Annotated in this window: 17 protein-coding genes; 2 read left to right on the top strand and 15 right to left on the bottom strand. The window is 41.6% G+C overall.

Annotated elements, in window-relative coordinates:
* Positions 1-168: 168 nt before the first annotated feature.
* Positions 169-609 (bottom strand): hypothetical protein, encoded by a 441-nt coding sequence (locus tag ACE1CM_RS36940; RefSeq protein WP_374883919.1) that lies wholly within the window; start codon positions 607-609, stop codon positions 169-171.
* Positions 610-957: 348 nt separating this feature from the next.
* On the opposite strand from ACE1CM_RS36940, the gene ACE1CM_RS36935 reads away from it, so the two are divergent.
* Complete coding sequence (locus tag ACE1CM_RS36935; protein WP_374883918.1) at positions 958-1,431, top strand: TspO/MBR family protein; 474 nt, start codon at positions 958-960, stop codon at positions 1,429-1,431.
* A gap of 21 nt (positions 1,432-1,452) precedes the next feature.
* Here the strand turns inward: ACE1CM_RS36935 and ACE1CM_RS36930 are convergent, their stop codons facing one another.
* Positions 1,453-2,781: a glycosyltransferase family 4 protein gene (locus tag ACE1CM_RS36930; protein WP_374883917.1), complete on the bottom strand. Its 1,329-nt coding sequence runs from the start codon at positions 2,779-2,781 to the stop codon at positions 1,453-1,455.
* A 321-nt stretch (positions 2,782-3,102) separates the two neighbouring features.
* Positions 3,103-4,116 carry an SGNH/GDSL hydrolase family protein gene (locus ACE1CM_RS36925; RefSeq protein ID WP_374883916.1) on the bottom strand — a complete coding sequence of 338 codons (1,014 nt, stop codon included), beginning with the start codon at positions 4,114-4,116 and terminating at the stop codon, positions 3,103-3,105.
* 143 nt (positions 4,117-4,259) lie between these two features.
* Between ACE1CM_RS36925 and ACE1CM_RS36920 the strand changes: the two genes are divergently transcribed.
* A complete protein-coding gene (locus tag ACE1CM_RS36920; RefSeq protein ID WP_374883915.1) occupies positions 4,260-5,504 on the top strand; it encodes an RNA-guided endonuclease InsQ/TnpB family protein in 1,245 nt (414 codons plus the stop codon).
* A gap of 103 nt (positions 5,505-5,607) precedes the next feature.
* Here the strand turns inward: ACE1CM_RS36920 and ACE1CM_RS36915 are convergent, their stop codons facing one another.
* The 12 genes from ACE1CM_RS36915 to ACE1CM_RS36860 form a co-directional block, all read right to left on the bottom strand.
* Complete coding sequence (locus ACE1CM_RS36915; protein ID WP_374883913.1) at positions 5,608-6,561, bottom strand: class I SAM-dependent methyltransferase; 954 nt, start codon at positions 6,559-6,561, stop codon at positions 5,608-5,610.
* A gap of 3 nt (positions 6,562-6,564) precedes the next feature.
* Positions 6,565-7,284 carry a class I SAM-dependent methyltransferase gene (locus ACE1CM_RS36910; RefSeq protein WP_374883912.1) on the bottom strand — a complete coding sequence of 240 codons (720 nt, stop codon included), beginning with the start codon at positions 7,282-7,284 and terminating at the stop codon, positions 6,565-6,567.
* A gap of 35 nt (positions 7,285-7,319) precedes the next feature.
* Entirely contained in the window at positions 7,320-8,132 is an 813-nt protein-coding gene (locus tag ACE1CM_RS36905; RefSeq protein WP_374883911.1) for a 2OG-Fe(II) oxygenase, read from the bottom strand.
* A 313-nt stretch (positions 8,133-8,445) separates the two neighbouring features.
* Positions 8,446-9,663 carry a glycosyltransferase gene (locus tag ACE1CM_RS36900; RefSeq protein WP_374883910.1) on the bottom strand — a complete coding sequence of 406 codons (1,218 nt, stop codon included), beginning with the start codon at positions 9,661-9,663 and terminating at the stop codon, positions 8,446-8,448.
* Entirely contained in the window at positions 9,663-10,826 is a 1,164-nt protein-coding gene (locus tag ACE1CM_RS36895) for a glycosyltransferase (protein ID WP_374883909.1), read from the bottom strand. The genes ACE1CM_RS36900 and ACE1CM_RS36895 overlap by 1 nt, the downstream gene beginning before the upstream one ends.
* Entirely contained in the window at positions 10,826-12,199 is a 1,374-nt protein-coding gene (locus ACE1CM_RS36890; protein WP_374883908.1) for a hypothetical protein, read from the bottom strand. The genes ACE1CM_RS36895 and ACE1CM_RS36890 overlap by 1 nt, the downstream gene beginning before the upstream one ends.
* Before the next feature lie 5 nt (positions 12,200-12,204).
* Complete coding sequence (locus tag ACE1CM_RS36885; RefSeq protein WP_374883907.1) at positions 12,205-13,323, bottom strand: hypothetical protein; 1,119 nt, start codon at positions 13,321-13,323, stop codon at positions 12,205-12,207.
* A gap of 7 nt (positions 13,324-13,330) precedes the next feature.
* On the bottom strand, positions 13,331-14,467 hold the full coding sequence (locus ACE1CM_RS36880) for a glycosyltransferase family 4 protein (RefSeq protein WP_374883906.1): 1,137 nt from the start codon (positions 14,465-14,467) through the stop codon (positions 13,331-13,333).
* Positions 14,468-14,756: 289 nt separating this feature from the next.
* Positions 14,757-15,917 carry a glycosyltransferase family 4 protein gene (locus ACE1CM_RS36875; protein ID WP_374883905.1) on the bottom strand — a complete coding sequence of 387 codons (1,161 nt, stop codon included), beginning with the start codon at positions 15,915-15,917 and terminating at the stop codon, positions 14,757-14,759.
* A 26-nt stretch (positions 15,918-15,943) separates the two neighbouring features.
* Entirely contained in the window at positions 15,944-16,846 is a 903-nt protein-coding gene (locus ACE1CM_RS36870) for a hypothetical protein (protein WP_374883904.1), read from the bottom strand.
* Positions 16,847-17,087: 241 nt separating this feature from the next.
* Entirely contained in the window at positions 17,088-17,897 is an 810-nt protein-coding gene (locus tag ACE1CM_RS36865) for a hypothetical protein (protein WP_374883903.1), read from the bottom strand.
* Between the two features lie 97 nt (positions 17,898-17,994).
* Positions 17,995-19,362 carry a glycosyltransferase gene (locus ACE1CM_RS36860; RefSeq protein WP_374883902.1) on the bottom strand — a complete coding sequence of 456 codons (1,368 nt, stop codon included), beginning with the start codon at positions 19,360-19,362 and terminating at the stop codon, positions 17,995-17,997.
* Between the last annotated feature and the right edge of the window lie 9 nt (positions 19,363-19,371).

The following is a 19,371-nucleotide window of genomic DNA, read 5'->3' as shown; positions in this document are numbered from 1 at the left end:
CCGGGTTTCTGGCAACGCCCTTGCGTAATTCTTGCTATATTTCGATTGATGTAGGGGCGGGTTTTACAGACTATCTTTGGGGAAGGCAGACATCCTATATAAACCCGCCCCTTCTTGATGCAGCGGACAGGATTTCAATTAGGTGAGGAGGGTAAGCGATCGCTTTAATTACACTCCTTGTTTTAGCTGCTCAATTAAGTTTTCCATTGCATCTAAGGTTCTTTGCGCCGTATATAAGGCTGCTTCGCTAGCTTGTGTTGCTTGCTTTAATGCTTCCACTAAATTTTCCAAAATATTGACGTTCGTGTATATATTGCTGTTTTGATGATTTCCCTCGGATGGATTTGGCGGCGTATTAGGAACTATATCAGTTTCTCCGGGTAAAGATTCTTCTATGTAGGCGATAGCTTGCCAATCCAATCCCAATTTATCGCTAATTTCTACAAAATAATTGTGCTGAACAGGTCTGCCATTAACAAAGTTGCCGATGGTGTTTCTACACATTCCCATCTCAGTAGCAAAAGCCCTCTGGCTAGGAAAACCATTACGCTTGAGAGCTAGTTTCACTTTAGGAATATAGTTTTGGGCAACTCGGCTTGATTTTGACATAACTTAATCCTCGCAAAGTTTCGTGGTTGCTACTGAGTGTTGATCGTGCCTCTAACGAATTCCGGATTTTAACCCGCATAGACTGCATATATTGTGTTCAAAGCATTTGTTATTCTGTGGGTTTTACAGACTATCTTTGTATAAGGCAGACATCCTATATCCCTTGTTTATGCGAGGTTCGATGCTTGCGGACATGATATGAATTAGGTGAAGAGGGTAAGCGATATGCCGACCGCACGCTAGGCGCGCGCATCACACCGCGATCGCAATTCCGACCAACGACTGATTAAACTCGCCCCTGAAATTGACACAATCGCAACAGATGCGGTGCAGGAAGCGGGTAGGAATATGATTAGATCCTGGATGGTAATTGGGGCGGTTACTTTTTTAGTGGCGCTGGGTAGTAACTTGGTGACGCCGGACGATCTAAAGTGGTTCAAGCGCTTGCAGCGTCCCAAGTGGCTAACCTTTGAACCTGCCATCCCCATTATTTGGACGATTATTTTTATTTGCGGTGCTTGGTCTGCTTATATTGTCTGGGAAAAAGACCCAGGCAGCCCTAGAACGTGGCTGCTGATGGGCTTTTACCTCTTAGTAGAAATTACGATTGTCGCATTTAACCCAGTGATGTTAAGGCTTCGCAGTCTTCAAGCAGGCACCATTGTCGGGGGAGTTGGTGCCATTTTGGGTGTCTTGCTGACCTTAACAGTGTGGCAAATTTCTGGGTGGGCGGCTTTGTTGCTAGTCCCTTATATAATATGGAGTCCCATCGGAACTTACACAACTTGGGAAATGAGTCGCCTTAACCCCGAATCAAAATAGCCCACCCTGAATCTTGATTCACTACTGCACTTGTTCAACGACGATAGAAGCTTCCGGTTCTACATTGTCGCGCAATGCTTGGTAAAGCATTTGGGAATATTGTCTAGCAATAATTTCCAACGTGAAGTTTGATTTGAGGTAGCGCCGCCCCGCTTTGCCCATCTGATGCGCCAGTTCGGGATCTTTAGCCAAGTGGCGAATATACTCAGCTAGACCCTGGGCATCATGATTCTGGAAAGCCGCACCGCAATCGGCGTCGTCTATCAGCTGGCGTAAATAGGAATGTTCTTCACAGATCACCCCTACCGGACGCCCTGCTGCCAAGATACCGTAAAGTTTGCTGGGAGCAACCAATCCTTCCATTCCCGGACTGATGCTGACTAAGGACAAGTCGCAAGCAGTCAGAGAGTAGGGAAGGTATTGTTTGTCTTGATAAGGCAAAAATAAACAATTGGTCAAGCCCAAGGTTTCGGCTTGTTCCAGGCAAATTTTACGCTTGGCACCGTCGCCGATGAAGACAAATTGGATCGGCTCATTTCGCAGCAAACTTGCCGCTTCCAGGATCGTCTCCATATCGTGACAGCGCCCCATGTTGCCAGAGTAGAGAACGGTAAATTTGTCAACTAAATTGTGCTTGTGGGCAAACCAATTATCTTGTTTTGCCAGGGGAACGATCCAATCAGGATTGGCCCAACTGTGAATTACGGCAATTTTATCCGCCACCTCTGGGCATTTTGCCACAATCCGCTTTTCCATGCTGGGGCTGAGGACGATGATGCCAGCGGCATGTTTCCAGATTTCTTGGTTAACGAGGTGCCAAAAGCGAACCATCCAGTGCGTTTCGGAGACGACTTGCAGTTCGACGGCGACATCGGGATACAAGTCGTAGAGCAAACAAACGTAGGGCAGTTTAAAGATCAGGTGAGCTAAATAGCCCAGCAACGGTAAAAACGGCGGTGCGGTGGTGAGGAGCAAAACATCGCCCCGCCAGCAGTTTTTGAGTAAATGGAATGCCGAACGCAGGCAAAATAAAAGGCCGTTGATGGCTTTGCCGCGAATTCGTTTAGGCCAAAGTCTGGCAGTGCGCGATCGCCTAATCAGCAGTTTGTCTTTTCGTTCGATGGTTGGCGCTGATTTTTTTTGGAAAGCGTAACCAGGCTGTCCCGTAAAAATGTGGACGTAAGTGCCAGTATTTCTCAACTGAATCGCTAGCTCTTCGATTAGCTGTCCGGTAGCGGCGTAATCGGGCGGATAAAACTGGGTAATAATCGACAGTCTAATCGAAGGCTGTAGTTTTTGAGCTTTATCATTACCGATGCCACCTTGCTTATGAGTCGCGGACTGGTACAATTTATACCCCCCTCCTATAAAGTCCCAATTATCATGCCCTAAAGGTTTCTGCCAGGTCAAAAACGAAAGCAACAATGAACAATTTTCAACCAACTCCGGTACTGCCATCCTCCCCGGTTTAAAGATCTGGGGCTTCAAAGGCAGGGTTGGTGAGCGGCTTTCTGCTTCTGCCTGTGACCTGCAATGAAACTTTTATTTAGGCCACTACAAAGTCTTCCGTCAAGATTCCGGATTTTAACCCCCACAAACTGTATAGATCTAGATCGGCCTTTTTCGCGCGATTAACTCATTCCCAAAGACCCCTCGTTGCTGCAAGATGGTTTAACGACTACCTGGGGAAGGAGAACGCCCTAAGGGAGCGCAAGCTGGTAACTGACGACGGATGCAAAGTTGCCCAAACAGCTCAAGGGCGATCGCACCATTCCCTGCCACGTTCAAATGCACTTGATCTCGAAAGTAGGATTCTACCGTTGTTGGGGGCAAGGTTGACCAGGCTTGATGAGAGTCAATGATAGGAACCTGCAAAGTCAATAACAACCGCAGAAACTGGGATTTGTACTTGGGCTGGTTAGCCTTGGGGATCAAATCGTCCCGATTCGGCGTGAACAGGACAAAAACGGGTATATTCTGGCTGCGAACTAACTTTACTATTTCTTTGAGCAGCTGCATGTTTTGCTGATACTGTTGCTCCGGATCTTGGGACGTAGGCGAAGCTGAAAAATCCGCTCCCGATGAGTTAAGCCCTAATTTACCAGCTAAGGCAGGCCAAAGATAGCGAGTCCAAGCATCTTGAATTGCCAACAGGGGCGCTTGTGTGGGAAAAGCTGGGTGATTGCCAACGTTAGCGCTATTGCTGGTAGGTTGAGTCAGATCGTGGGTGCCGATTTGCAGGATGACGGCATCGGCGTTAAACGTACCAAATTCCCGCAGATATCCTAATTGGTTGCCGATGCCCCAAGAACCAGCCGAGGCGTTGAGAATTTCGGCTTTTTGCCCGGATGCAGCTAACTTTGCTTCAAATAATTCGGTAATTGTTTGACTCTGATCGGTGGGATTGCCGCCGTTTAGCACCGAGTCTCCTACCATCAAAATTCTCAGCTTTCCCGGTGGTTTTTGGGATGTAATAGGTTCGGAGCGTTGAGAATACTGGTTGTACTCAACTCTTTTGCCAAATCGAAATACTTTTTGATTCGGTTGAAATCGATACCCGGTTTGGGGATCGGCTTGGACTAAAACAGGTCTTCCCAAGCCAAAGGCGAATCTGAGGGTTAATTCAGTGGCGACTAAAAGTGCGATCGATCCCCCTGGTATCCAGTATTTTGCCGGTAATTTCATAAAGAACCTCCGAAACCCAGTGGCTTCAGCCCTGGGAGGAAAAGCGACACGCGGGGCTAAAGCCGCCTACAGTCAAAGCAGACCATCGCTTGCACTTTTACCCTACTTTCGCTGATATAATCAGATATAGCGAGAGTACTGTTATGTATCTGACTCAGAAAAACCAAATTCGCGGACTCAGCAAGCCTGAATTCACGGCTTTGAGAGAACTGTGCAGGCTGAGCAAAAACCTCTACAACGTAGGGCTTTACTCGGTTAGGCAGTTCTATTTTTCTGAACAGAAATATCTTCGATATGAATCGAACTATCACCACTGCAAGGGGAACGAGAACTATCAGCTTCTCAACACTGATATCGCTCAACAAACCTTGAAAGTGGTAGACCGCTCGTTTCGTTCGTTCTTCAAGTTGATTCAGGCAGCAAAAAACGGACTGTACCGCTTTGAGCAGATTCGATTGCCGAAATACTTGCCCAAAGACGGGTATTTCCCGTTGATCGTGCCGCGTATCAAAGTGAAGGACGGATTCTTTGAGGTGCCGATGTCGAACGCTTTCAAAAAGCAATTCGCAAGGGTTCGCATTCCGTTTCCAGAGCGGTTGCAAGGAAGGAAGCTCAAAGAAGTTCGGATTCTGCCTAAATACAATGCTCGATTTTTTGAAGTCGAATACATTGTGGAGCAGGAAGCAGAACCGCAACCTGTAGACCCCAATCAAGCACTTGCAATTGATTTGGGACTGAACAATCTGGCAACTTGTGTTAGTAATACTGGGGCATCCTTTATCGTGGATGGAAAACCGCTCAAAGCAATTAACCAGTGGTTCAACAAGGTCAACGCCAATTTGCAAAGCATCAAAGATTTGCAGGGGATTAAAGGAACAACCGAGCGACAAGCAAGGCTGACTCGCAAGCGCAATAATCAAGTCAGAGACTATCTGAACAAAGCGGCGCGATACATTATTGATTTCTGCATTACCAGTCAGATTGGAACCGTGATTGTCGGCTTCAATCCTGGCATGAAGCAAGACATCAATATTGGTAAGCGCAACAATCAAAACTTTGTGCAGATTCCGCATTCCCTGCTGAGATTGAAACTGCAATCGCTCTGTGAGCGCTATGGCTTGCAGTTTAAGGAGCAGGAAGAATCGTACACCTCGAAAGCAAGTGCGTTGGATGGTGATAGTTTGCCGACCTACAATGCCGATAATCCGACTGAATATCGATTCAGCGGTAAGCGAGTCAAGCGGGGACTTTACCGCACTGCTGGGGGCTGGCTGGTCAACGCGGACTGTAATGGGGCTTGCAATATCGGAATCAAAAGTAAGCACGATGGTTTCAACCTAGTGTCTAGAGGAGTCTTGGCAACTCCGTTAAGGGTGAAAATCTCTTAAGAATCCCCGCGTCAAGAGACCGGGGAGTGTCAACCGTTTTAAGTTTTAAGTTTTGAGTTAAACATTATAGTTATATTTTTATGCAGTGTTTCTATCTAATTTACTATATAACTTGGAGATATACAGATGAAGGGAAATGACCCCTGGCATCTGATACTTCTAGGCCATATTCGTTAGCTTCTGGCTCATAGTTAGGAAGAAGTTTTTGAACTTCTTCTTTTTTTGCATAATGCAGCATACTAAGTGATGCTTTGATGCAGTAATTTTTATTATTGATTAAAAACGCATGTAATAAAACAGTCTCATTTGGAAAAAACAAAGCTTTGCTCAGTATATCTCTGCTATATTCATAGGGAAAGTAGATATCGTGAAAGTGAACAAAACTTCCTGGTTTTAATCTTGGCAATACTTCCAGAATCAACCGATTCACCTCACTTCCTGGTTTGACGGTATGAGTGGAATCGATGAACAGCATTCCTTCATCACCCAAGTTTGTTAAAATATCTAAAGAAATTTTTTGAGCTTTCTCAGGAATTAGCGTTATTTTACCCATTTTGTCAGATTTTTGCAAAAACTCAGTCGGGTAAGGCTCAATGCAAATTATTTCCGGTTGATAGTCTGATTCCTGACTGGCAAGCAGCATGACAGATGTGGAAACGCCACAACCCACTTGAATAATCCGTTTTGGACGCTTACTGCATACAAAGCAGAACAAGAAATCAGCTTCTATCAATCCAAAACCTGGTTCTCCATTTTCTGCACAAGCATGAGGGTATATATCTCCTTTCTTTAGTCTGTCTTGCAATTCTTCGCTACAGCACTCTTTGACAAAAGAAAGCTGACTTTGGAGATCGTTTCCATTCACACCGAACATGCTGTGGGGTTGCTTCCAATAATCTTCTTTCCTCAATTCTTGCAAATCTGGAACTTCTGAATAAAAATGAAGCGGCAGAATAGAAATTCCAATTTTTTGCCCAAATTCAAGCATATTTCTAAGATGGCGTTTTCCCAAATTCTTAATAGTTCGTTTTATGCCCGACATAGTATTTTTATCCAAAATTTAAGTTCTACAAATCCAAATCACCGTGCTGTTCAGCCGGTTGCCAAACCAGGGAAAAGGGGAGAAAATTATTCGATCAATTTTTACTTTATCCTGTAGCAATTTTTCCATTTTTCTATAATCAAATCCCTTGTGAGCTTTGTTGGTTTCGTTTAACGAGTGAGAGGAGGGAAAACTATTAGTATCCCAGAGAATTGCGGCATAAAATAATTCGCTTGGACTATATCGTTCGTAACCGTATCCACCTTTGAGGTTAGCTAAATAGCGTCCAACTTGTTTGACTAAAAGCGATGGCCCTAATTCAATTGGCACTGAGATAATCATTTTGGCATTAGATTTACTGCACTGGAGCATTCGCTCGAGTGCTTTTTCTGCATTATCTACATGTTCTAGGGTTTCGGTGCAAAAAATTAAATCGCAACTGTGCGGGGGTATTTTTTCAGCAATGTCGCGGACATGGAAAAAATTAAAATTGGGGATATCGGCGAATATTTCCTGACTAGCTGATAGCAACGACGGCTCAATATCGACACCAATTCCAGAGGTGATGATGCCGCGATCGTAAGCGTTTTTAAGCAGCCAACCATCGCCACAGCCATAGTCGAGTGCCTGTGTATATTTTTCGCTACCAATCGCATCTAAAACTGCACTAAATCTAGAGCGATGAGCGAGACGAGTAAGTTGGTTGCCTTGCTGAAGAATGCGTTGAGAGTAGGACATTTGCTAATTATACAATTGTTTTCATTTATGCTAATTCACTGGTCATTTTGCTTCTGATTCTTATCAAACAAAACAGCATGTTGATCTTTTTTTTGCCTGATATTACGAGCCATCGTGCGAACCATATTATCGACTGGGTAGAGTACTTGATTGAGGATTTCATTTTTTCTGGCTCGGAAACTTGTAACGTGGTAATAATCTGTTTTATCGGGCGATTCTTCGGTAAAATAATAGATATTAATAGACTTGCGCGTATCTCCGTCTGGGGTGTTGACGTGGCGATGACCGTGCCAAGACTGTTTATCGGTCGCAAAAATTACCATGCGATTAAAGGTAGGTAGAATCGCTACTGAATCGGACATATCTGCTGACCAGAGTTCTAAGTGTCCTCCCTTTTCTTGGGTCCAATACTTGTTTAAATAAACCAGAAGATTCAGCCTGCGATAGTGTTTTGTCTTAGGGTGAGAGCTGTTATCGATATGAACGTTTAAGAAGCTGCCATTAGCCCCCTGAGCCAGTCCTGATGCATATAACTGTCCATCGGCAAGCAGGTTGGGAATGCCGCTGATTTTGGTCATAATTTCCAGGAAGCGGGGGGATTGTAGGTGTTTAAATATAATTTGGCTAAAAACGGGATTGAACTTATCAATAGCTGGGTCTTGAGCTTTATACTGTCTAAAATCTTTCAGCGTATCCATTTCTTCCATTTTGGGAAAAACGCTGAAAGCTTCGGCGGCTACTTCTGGTACTAAAAAGTCATCAACAATCAGGTGTCTAAAAGGTTTAGCTTCGGCAAAGGTTTTGGCAAATTCATCGATGCGAGTTTCGAGCAAGTTGTAGTTAAGCATTTAATTGTCCTTGAAAAACCCGTTATAACGATCCCTAAATTTAGAGGTAAACCGCTTGACAATTAACTGCCAAGTCAAGAAGATAGCAAGTGTAGTTTATCACATTGATGCTACTAACTCAAGTTGCTAGTTATAAGCTTTGGCAAAGAAACCCGGTTTCTCTGAAAAATCGTGGGTTTGACAGCGAGAAATCGACGCAGAAACCGGGTTTCTGACAGTGGTAATTGGTAATTTGATTCATTGGTGGTAAAATCCTGATAATTACCCATTACCCATTACCAATATCTTTAGATGTAACTAGCAACTTGGGTTACTATGTTTCGGGAAACTGGGGAAGGGGTTGTTGCTGAACAATGGCATTATAAACCGAGGCAAGTTGGGAGGAGATCGCTTCCCAACTATAACGACGAGTTGCCACTTGTTTGCCATTTTCGCCCATTTGATGGCGGAGATTGGGGTTCGGGAGTAATTTTGCCAGGGCGTGGGCAAGCGCTTCCACTTCTCCAGGAACCACAAGTCCTGCTTGTGCTGCCAAAATTTCTGATGAAATTTGAACATCTTCAGTGACGATTACGGGCAATCCGGCTGCCATTGCTTCAGCGATGGAGATCCCGAAGCTTTCGATTACCGATGGCAACACAAAAATATCCGCTCCTTGTAATAGTAAAGCTTTAGCTTCGCCGGTGACAAAACCGGGCATGGAAATCCGAGATTTTAAACCCAGTAATGATGCTAGATTATTCAGTGAGTCGAGATAGCTAGTTTCGCCCGTTCCTGCCAAAATTAGGTGAAAATCATATTTTTGTGCCAATTGAGCGAGTGCTTTTAATAGTAATTCGGGACGTTTTACGGGGTGAATTCGAGCCAGGAATAGCACGATGGGTGTTGTGGCAGGTATTTGATAATTCTGCCTGAGTTGTTGTTTTGCTGCCGGTTGATATTGTATCTGTTCAACGCCTAATGGTAGGGTAATAATTGGGGCTTTGACGCCAAAATTGCGGGCATCTTCTGCTTCGCCAGAAGAAGCACAATGAATTGCCGCTGCTCGATTTAGATTATGTCGTTCAATTAGAAAGGAATAAAGTTGTTTTTTTCGCCGACTTTGAGCAAGCGCCCAAGGGGCGAGTTGTCCGGTGGTGCGGACGGTATAAGGAACATTTTGCCAGCGAGCGATCGCACCAGCACAAGTTGATGCATAGGAAAAGAGATAGTGGTTATCTAAAATGTCATAATTTCGGATATTTTGCCACAACCATTGCGTTAAAGTTGCTGAGAATATAAACCCTTTATCTGAAGTAATTGACACGCCTTGATTCGGCGGTGAAAATGGTTCAAAAAACCAAACAGGCACGCCTTCATATTCAATTTTATGGTTTAAAGGTACATCTAACAAAGTTGTTCCAGCCTCATTTGTTGTGGCAATTTCAGCATCAACGCCACAGGATATCAAATTTTTCACCAAACTCAATACTGCTTGACTAGGTCCGCCTCGCAAGGATGAAACGGAAAAAATCACATGCAAAACTTTCACTATTTTGCTCCTATCGTAGAGTATTTTATTAATTCAGCTAAGGTTTGCTGAAATCGTTCAAATCCAAATATTTCGCTCGATCTTTTTCGTAATATTTCAGGTTGATAAATTATCGGATGTGAATATTTGCCTTGTAAAATTTGAATTAGAGTTTGAGCAATTTCATCGACATTATCTGGGTCAACCAAAGCTCCTAATTCTCCATGACACAAGGCATCAAGAGCGCCATCTTTATTTCCACCTAATGTTGGTTTACCGCAAGCGAGGGCTTCTAAATATACGATACCAAATCCTTCGCCTTTACTGGGCATGGCAAAGACATCGCACAAATTATAGTGTTGACAAAGTTCTGCATCGGGAATAAAACCTGCCAGGGTGACGCAATCTTGTAAATTCAATTCGGCGATTAAATTTTCGACGCGCGAGCGGTCATCACCTTTTCCAGCAATAATATAGTGAACGTTAGGAATAGTTTGCCGAATTTGGGGGAGTGCTGCCAGAATTTTGTCATATCCTTTGTACTGTTCGAGTTTTGATAATCGTCCCAAGGTTAAAATAACGGGTTGTGCGGGTGTCAGGTTATATCGTGTGAGTAATTCCACAGGTTTGGCAGCGATTTTAAATAGATTGGCGTCGAATGTGTTGGGTAAAATTGATATTTTTTTGGGGTCGAGATTTTGTTCTTTGAGCAAGCGATCGCGCGTATATCCACTAACTGATAAAATGCGATCGGCATGATGCAAAGCTCTCTGTAAACTAGGACTTTTGATATCCCAAGCATCGACCCCGTGTGCAACCGTCCAGTAAGGAATTCCCGTCAAGCGTTTCAGCCAGTAAGCTACTGGGGTAAAATTGAGATGAATTGTTAAAACTAAGCGCGGACGTTGCCAAATTCCCAATAGCAAAAGTTGGATGGCAAAAACAGCAGTTCGTAAAGCTAAAGGCCAATTTCCCACAAAATTGAATCTGGTATTGCTAACGGTAAAAGCTGCTGGAGGTTCGCTGGTATCGTGTTTGGAAAAAATCTCGTAATTTATCTTGGGATAGAGGTTCTGCATAGCTTGAATCAGAAATTCAGAATAAACTTGTATTCCTCCTTTGATATTTTTGTATGGATTCAAATTAGGCAGCCAAATATGGAGCGATGACCGTGTAATTTCCATTAATTTTCTCCTTGATCGAGATTGGCATAAGCATCATTATTGGCGATAGTATAATAGGTTTGATATAAGGGTAGCTCTAATCTGAGTGCAAATAATAGCGCCAATACCATTGGCAAAATAGCATAAGATTCCTGCAAAACTGCCACCGAAGAAATAATCGCGATAAAAACCAGCAATCCGCTCCTTTGACCGATTAAGTTATTTTTTAGAGCTGGTTGATAAGGACGAATAATGTATTCAGGAGTTTTCCAAAGGTAGTAGATTGTAATAAAAATAGCAAAAATTCCTAAAAAGCCAAACTGAGCTAGCAAAGAAGCCCAAGTAGAGTCAGCTAAAAATAAACTGCTGCTATCTGCTTTCAGTATTCCATTTTTATGTAAAGTGAACAGAATTTCTGACCCAAACCCTAAATATTTGCCAAACAATAGAGAAAAAGTATCGGAGCGATCGATGTAGTTTAAAATAATTTCTAATCTTCCACTAGACGCAGACGTGCCAGTGGCACGGGTATTTAAACTATTGACTTGAAGAATTAAAAGGATTAAAACAGCAGGCAGCGATATCGCTCCCAATGCTGTCATTAACGATCGTTCTTTGTTGGTTTTAAACGCTCGCTTAATTTGATTAAATAAACTGAAGCAAGTCAGTAAAACTACAATTAAGGTGGCGCTGCGGGAACCTGAGAAAAAAACTCCTATTAAACAGAATAACAAAAGAATATAACGCCACCTGTGTCGAGGTAAAATTTCAAGATTTAAGTAAAAAACTAAGGCTAAAAATAACCCCATTGTATTGGGACCGATAAAAGTTCCCACAGAGCGGACTGTGCCATTGTCTATCCAGGATACTCCATTGTATAAAACCGCAAATAATCGCTGACGAATTGCATAGAAAAATTGAATCACTGCTAAAACATTTACCCATTCAAAAACCCAGCGAAGAGAAGATCGATTCATGTGACGGTGACAAAAGAAAAACAGGGCAAAGACAACAAATATCGGTCTAAAACAGGATATAATTGCTACCAAGCTCAGTTCGCTGGTGACGCTTCTAGCAATAGCAATTCCCAAAACGCAAAGACACAGTGCGTAACTGGCTTTTAAACCTCTATTACTAGAAAAACTTTTGCCAGTATTGGTTGGTGGTAATAAAGCACTAAACAACAGCAGTAACAAGGTAAAGCCATCTTTCAAAACTTTTTGCCAAGTCGGTACTAGCAAAATGTAACTGACTCTTGTGTAATATTCCGGATGCCAGTTGCCTTTTAAGGCATACTCTGATACATACGAGTACGTCAGTACGGCGGATGCGATCGCTAAAAACAGGAGCGAATGGAGAAAAATTGAGATTCTGCGAGCCGTTTTGCCTGACATTTTCCTCACTGTTGCAAATAAGGAAGCAAAGTTTTAGTGACGACGCTCCAACTGAGATTTGAGTCGTAGTAGTTTTGAGTTACTTTAGCTAAATTATCAAGGTTGGGGAGTTGAGTCAAACTATTTACTACTTGTTTCTCGAAAGCGGGGTAAGAATTTTCTGGGGCTAAAAATACGCTGGGGAGTTGCCGTAAGAAAGAGTCTGTAAGCATTCCATCCGTTCCAATTACGGGTATGCCATGTTCTAAAGCGGACATGAGCGATGTGCGTTTAGCACTGATGCCGAAGCGGTGAGGCATTAACATTAAATTGGAAATTTGTAAGTAATGGGACAATTCAATCGGAGCGAGATAACCAGGACGAATGGCGGGATTTTTTAGGGGTTTGAGTGACTGGGCGTTTCCTAATAATAACCAAATAATAGAGTAGTTGGAATTGAGGTAAAGATCTAATGCCGAAATCCAGTTTGGCAGAATTGACTCACCACAACCAAACAGTGTTATTACCAGTTGTTCCGGGGCAATTCCTAATTTTTGACGAACCGATTGTTTTTGGGAGGAAGAAAGGGGTTGGAATGGAATGTTACTGGGAATTGGTAGATAGTGAATTTTTGATTTTGAGTTACTGAATCTTTTCAAGCGATGCAGGTAAAATTCGGAAGCACAGAAGACGTGATGACTGGAATGGAGGAGCGATCGCAATACATACTGTTGTAATAACCCCACCATCCACGTCCCCGGATACTTAAGAAACCAAAAGTAGGTTTCGTGAACAATTAATAAGGTTTCAAAGCTTTTGTGACACTGTTGCCAAAAATCCAATAATGCCAAGTTGTAGCCTTTGTCAGAATAAAGCCACGGAGTGTACTGTAAAATTACCGTTTCAACATTTTCTGATTTCAGCCACTCTAGAAGTTGCTGCCAACCTAATTTATACCAACTTTCTACTGTAGAGAAAACTTTGACAGGATTGTCTGATTCCTGACAACCTTGTTCCACAACTATATCAATCGTCACACCCAACTGATTTTGACAGTATGCGGCTAAATTTACCGAGTAATCCCCAACCCCACAAGTATGAGGATGGACTCTCCCCGTAATAGTGATAATTTTTCCGAGTTTCATCCTCAATTTACTGCTTTTTTTGGTGAAATTCATTTAACCATTTCAAATAATTATTTTCCAACACTTCTACAGCTAAATCCCACCTGAGATTTTGTACTCGTTGGTAACCTGCTTTGGCAATCCTTAAGCGGAGTGTTTGATCTTGCAATAAATCCTTAACGCCTTGATAGAGAGTTGGAGACGTCAGCTTTTCCATGACAATCGCTTCTTGGCGGTGTTTAAGACTTGCACCAAATCCTATTTTACTAACAACAACTGCACAACCACAAGCCATTGCCTCAGCTGTTACAATTCCAAAACTTTCGTAAAATGATGGCAGAATAAATATAGATATTGACTGGTATATACTTCGCAATTTTTGCTTATTTTCTACTAAAGGAATCACTTCAATTTGCGAACATACCTCTCTTGGAAAATGCTCCTCTTTTTTGAAATTATATCCGACTCCAATCAGTTTAAATTTACACTTGGGAAACTCAGCTAGCACCTGAGAAATATCCGATTTAATTAAATTAATGCCTTTTCGTTCTATCCAAGTACCACAATAACCAATTACGGGTTGCCTCTCAAATTCAACATTTAAATTCAAGTAGTCTTCTCTCAGTCCATTTTCTACAAAAATGGCATGATATCTGTCCATGTACTCCAAGGTTAAAGCATACTTAAGTTCGTCTTCACTCAGGGTCACAAGTGCATCGACTTGAGTAAAAGCACTTTTAAACAAAGCTGTTTGATCGAACTGATACCACTTTGTAAAAGGACTGGTCATAGCACCTGTTTTAGATGCTGCAACTAAGGTTTTGTATAAGCGCGTCTCTAGACCATTGGAATGGCTAACCATTAAAAAATTTCGCTGGTAAATTTTGCTTAAAACTAAAGCAGTTAACCAAGACTCACCGCCATAAAATTCAACTAGATCATACTTTTTTTTGGTTAATTGACCTAGGGTCAAAAACAAGATTCCCACAGCTTGACGATAACTGGTTGCTCGTCCTTTTAAAAATTCAAAAGGTTCATAAGATTCTGGCCCAAATAAGTCTACTTCATGCCCCCTATCACGCAAACCCCGACAGAAGTTAAGGATAATATAGCCTGAACCTTGATATTCTATTAGGGGACAATTGCTAATGGATAATATTTTCATTTTTACTCTCAAATTATTTGCGACCTCTGTAATTAATATTAACTCAAGTTGCTAGTTAAAAGAACTCAGGTTCGCAGTGTTCTGCAATCAAAATTTGTCTAGGCCAAGGGTCTCCCTGGTCTGCAAAGAGTCTGGCTGTACCATTGAATTGAATTAATTGGATACGTGAGTTTGGTGAAATAAGCAAGAGGAACTGGATTAGCTTATGACGTCTGAGATAGGACGGGAGCGAGGCAACGATTGACTGAAAATTCATGTTATCTAAAGTAAGAATGCAAAAACATATCGACTAGCTATTTAAACTGGCTTGCTTCCTTTGCCAATATTCTAAATAAGTTTGGCTGGTATGTTTCGCAATTTCCTGCCAACAAAATTTCTGCGATCGCTCCTTCGCCCATACTCGTGCTTGAGCCAGTTTGCTTTTATCTTTTAGCAGGTCAATTACTTTTGCACTCATACTTTCAGTGTCGCCTGGAGCAACTAAATATTCTGATGGTAACATCATCGGTGGTCCCGGTGCATTATAAGCAATTACAGGAATAGAAGCTGCAAGCATTTCTAAAACTCCAAAGCCAAAGGATTCTAAATAAGAGGGAAAAATTCCAACCGAGCAAGAGTTTAAAAGTTCTGGTAACTCTTGGGCGTTAAATCTAGGAATTACTTCAATTCGCTCTTTTAACTCATGGGGAAAGAAAGATAAAACTTTTTCTTTAGTTTGGAATAAACCAGCCGTGCCTAATAAACGAAAAGTTACATTCGGAATGCGACCGCAAATATTTTCTACAATACTTGGAAAGTCACTGGCTCCTTTACGGTAATCAAATGTGCCGACAAAAACTACTTTTGGTTCCCCTGGAACTTCGCTTGAAATCCCATCAAATAGTGGTCGGCGACTGCGACTAATTCCGTAAGGAATTACAATAATTTTTTCGGCTGGAATTCCGCACCTAACCAACTCATCTTTATCGTCATAATTCGCCACATTGACTAAGTCAGATTCAATTACAGTTTTGTGAGCAAGCTCTGCTATTTTCTGCTTGTCTATAGCATCGCGTTTACCTTTGATTAAACCGCGAATTTTAGATTTCCAGGTTTTTGGCTGTGGAATATTTATTTTTTCCAAATGGTGGACAAGCAGTGCAGCTCTAGCGACGAAAAGGGTGCGTGGGTGAAATTCGCTTCTAGAGTAAGGAAGATAACTCTGGTCATAGTCTATGACATCATATTCAGCAGCATGTTCGCGCAAATATTGTCGTAATGCTTCAGAAAAAATAAGTTGCCAACTTAGTTGATGATTTTTCAGATGCTTTGGTATGGTTGCAAGTTGCTGTAGAGAAATTGTTTTACATTCCCATCCGATTTCCTCCATTTCTTCAGCGAGTTCAATCCAAATTTTCGGAGCGCCAAGTTCTTTAATTAGAGGGGCAGGACTACAGAAAAGGATTTTCATTACCTGACGTTTAAATCATTTAACAATTAATAGGCATCGCGCCAGAATAGATGTTTTCCTCCAGCGTAGTGACGAGCCAATGATTCAGTTTGTCTTCTGAGTTTGAAGTTATCTATCATTGTAGTCGCAAGGGTGTCTGAATCAAACCATTCACCGTTTGCTTGCCAAAAAGCATGAGCAATAATGGTTTGCTCCAGGTGGGTTGTTGCTTGTTTCGCATAAGGAAGCAAATTCATCAACTTTTCGGCTGGGATAGTTTGGGGTAAAATACCCTGAGAATAATATACCAAGCCGCAGTTTAAAGGAGCGCCTGCTAAGATGCTGCGATCGCCTAAAAATTCTATCACCTCCAGGTCATAGGATTGCTGATAATCTTGACCCGCTAAGATAGTCGGATTTTTCTGGCGCAAAGATTGTAAAATCGAGGGAAAATCACCAAACCATAAAACATCTGCATCAAAAAGTAGAATATCTGAATCCGCATTTGCTGCTAAAGTAATCGCAAACTTTTTGGCATATCCCCCCCACTTTCCAGAGTTCAACCAAGTTTGGATAAAAGTTTGATACCTTGAATCTAACTTGGACAATAAAGTTTCCCAATGCCAAAACTCCACATCGGTTGGGGAAGAAGCTGAAAGCCAAGATTGTAGCTTACCATGAGCAGCATCAGAATCTCCAACCAGCCAAAAATTAGGTCTTTTATCCACTTGTCGCATCAAAGAGTTGAGGCTATATGCCAGTAACGGCACATCAGCTTCATGCACAATTGAAACAAACCTTGGCAAACAGCGTTCTAGAGGTTTCCACTTTATATTAGGACGTTGAAGGCATTTAATTTGCCGAAGTAAATTATAATAACTATACCAAAATCTGTATTTTACACTTTCTTTTATTTTATTTTTTAAACCCAACATACACGATATATCCATTTTTGATCCATTAAAAAATCATTAATTCGTTTAAACAATGATAAAAATCGCTTTCTATTTTTACCAAACGATGTTGAAAAACTCAATCTGCCGTACTTATTCTGGAAAACCGGGTTTCTTTGGGCATATGGGATGGCAAATAGACTTGCTTGTACGGTAAGCATTTGGTTCAATTGAGCGGTGAAAGCTGAGTCATCATGTATAAGAGGGCCAAAATACATAAAAACAACTCCATTTGATTTCACCTTAACAAAGGGAGCATTAAAAACCAATCTTGATGTGTAACCTCTTTGCTGAAACGAGGTTCATACATGAAATTTAAAACAGCCTGCTTTGTCAGCCAACTAGGAATAGTAAAAGTTTTGAAAGGAAAATCATTTAAGGTGCGCGGACGGGTGGTATACTTCTCTATTTTGTGAGTAGTTTTAAATCTATCATAAATTATTTTAGAGCAGTCCGGAACAAACATATCATGAAGCTCTACAAGAACAGCAGTCCGATCCAATCCCCTCACCTTCGATTTATTTAAAAGCTCAACTTCCGCGCCTTCAACATCCATAATCAACAAGCTTTTCTTAGTTTCTTTTTCTAACAATTTGTTTAAATCACTTGGGCGACACACCCCAATAATTTCAATCCTTCCAACCACCAAATTTTCTGAAGCTAATTTTGAAATTGTGGGATGCAAAGTGTCGGTTTGAGCCTCAAAGGCGTAAATCGATGCTTTTGGATACAGTAGGCACATACCTACTGCATAATAACCTTCGGCTGCACCCACGTTAATAATTTGATCGAACTCAAAGCTTTGCAAGAGATTAATAGCTGGATGAATTTCCATTTCGTAGGTTCCGAGCAACCATAATGGATGTGTATTGTCCATTTTATTGTACTTCATCCCTTTAAATGGCCCAGACATGACCTCGCAGTTAGATTTTTGTCTAATAACGTGTGAGACATACAGACCTAATGGGTCTTTTAGAGGACGCACTGCATCTCTTATCGCTGAGGGGACTAGCTGTTTATAAATTGTTCTTAAGGTTGTAGCAGTCATCTTCTTACCAATAATCAACTAAAATTGTTAAACATTTTGCTATCCTGACACCGGCTAAATCAAGCTGTAACTTTTATGTAATCGCGAATTTCTTAGATCATATCATTATTTTTGGATAACTTTGGCGAATATATATAGCTTTATCCAAGACATCAGAAAACTCTTTGGCGCGAGTTACATAGCTCAGTTCATCATATAAATGAGTACGGTCGAAGGTTAGCTGTTTTCCTGAAAACTTTGCAGCAGCAATTTTACTAATAACTTTTATCATGGTAGATACGTCTGTTGGTTCCACCAGCCAAACTCCTGGCTTACCTTCGAGATAATCCCAGTTTTCTCCTTTTGGAACCGCTGCTAGAATCGGGCGGTCAGTCATTAAATATTCATAGGTTTTGCCTGATATGCGACCCCCAGGACAAGACCCAGGCGGACGTGCCGGTAGCGTCAGAAACAACAGGTCACATTGGCAAGCTAATTCAATAGACTTTTCATTGGAGACTGGACTAGAAACAGAAACAATATTTGTAAGATTCTGGTTTTGTAAAGCTCGGTCAACAACGTATTTAGCAAACAAATTTCCATAAATTTTAATTTTAATTTTTCCCTCCCACTCTGGATAATTGATTAACACTTGTTGCACAGCTTGACCCACAAACATCGGACTGGCGCTTCGCTGGTCAAGTTTAGTAATCTGATAATGCCCTAATTTCACCCAAGCTTGATAAATTTTTTTAATACATTTTTTTTCTCCAGGCTTATAATAAAATTCAAACCAGCCAGCCATTGCTCCCGTGTAGGTAATGTGAAACTCATTATCGGTTCTTGCTGGAGATTGAGAAAACTCTTCTGGATCTGCTCCATATCGCACCAGGTGAAACTTTGAACGATCCTGTTGAGGTTGTCGCGATCGCACCCTCTCTAAGTTTAGTTGTGAAACGTAGATAACTGCATCAGCCTGAGCGACGTAAAAATTTTCCATCCATAACGTCAGGCGATAATGGAACCAACTGTAAAAACTGCTATGCATATCATCACAAGTGGGCGAGTCATCAAAGTTTAATACCAAAGGTAACCCGGTTAACCACTTCGTTATAACACCAATTATTCCAATAGAATAAGGCATCATGAATGCAACAATAACATCAGGTCTTTCTTGCTTGATTAATTTTCTAGCTTTGTTTAATGCTGGAGCCACCCAAAAAAAAGCTGGTTCCCCCCAAAAAGGAATGACCCATTCTAATAACTTTTCCAACTTTAGTTTTATTAGCAGATCTATCAAAGATTTTGGATACCAATTTTTGACTGAATGAACCGCAATTTCTTCTCCTAAATATCCATCTTCCACTGGTGTTATAACTTCAATCTGCCAGTCTTTCTGTAAATACTTCATAATTCTGGCTATCCGATTACTCGTTGTCGTTGGCTCTGGTGGTAAATTATAGCAAATAGACAGCAATTTTTTCATAAATCATGT

The organism is Microseira sp. BLCC-F43 (assembly GCF_041929235.1).
Lineage (GTDB): Bacteria > Cyanobacteriota > Cyanobacteriia > Cyanobacteriales > Aerosakkonemataceae > Microseira.
This window is presented reverse-complemented; position numbering and strand designations above follow the sequence as displayed.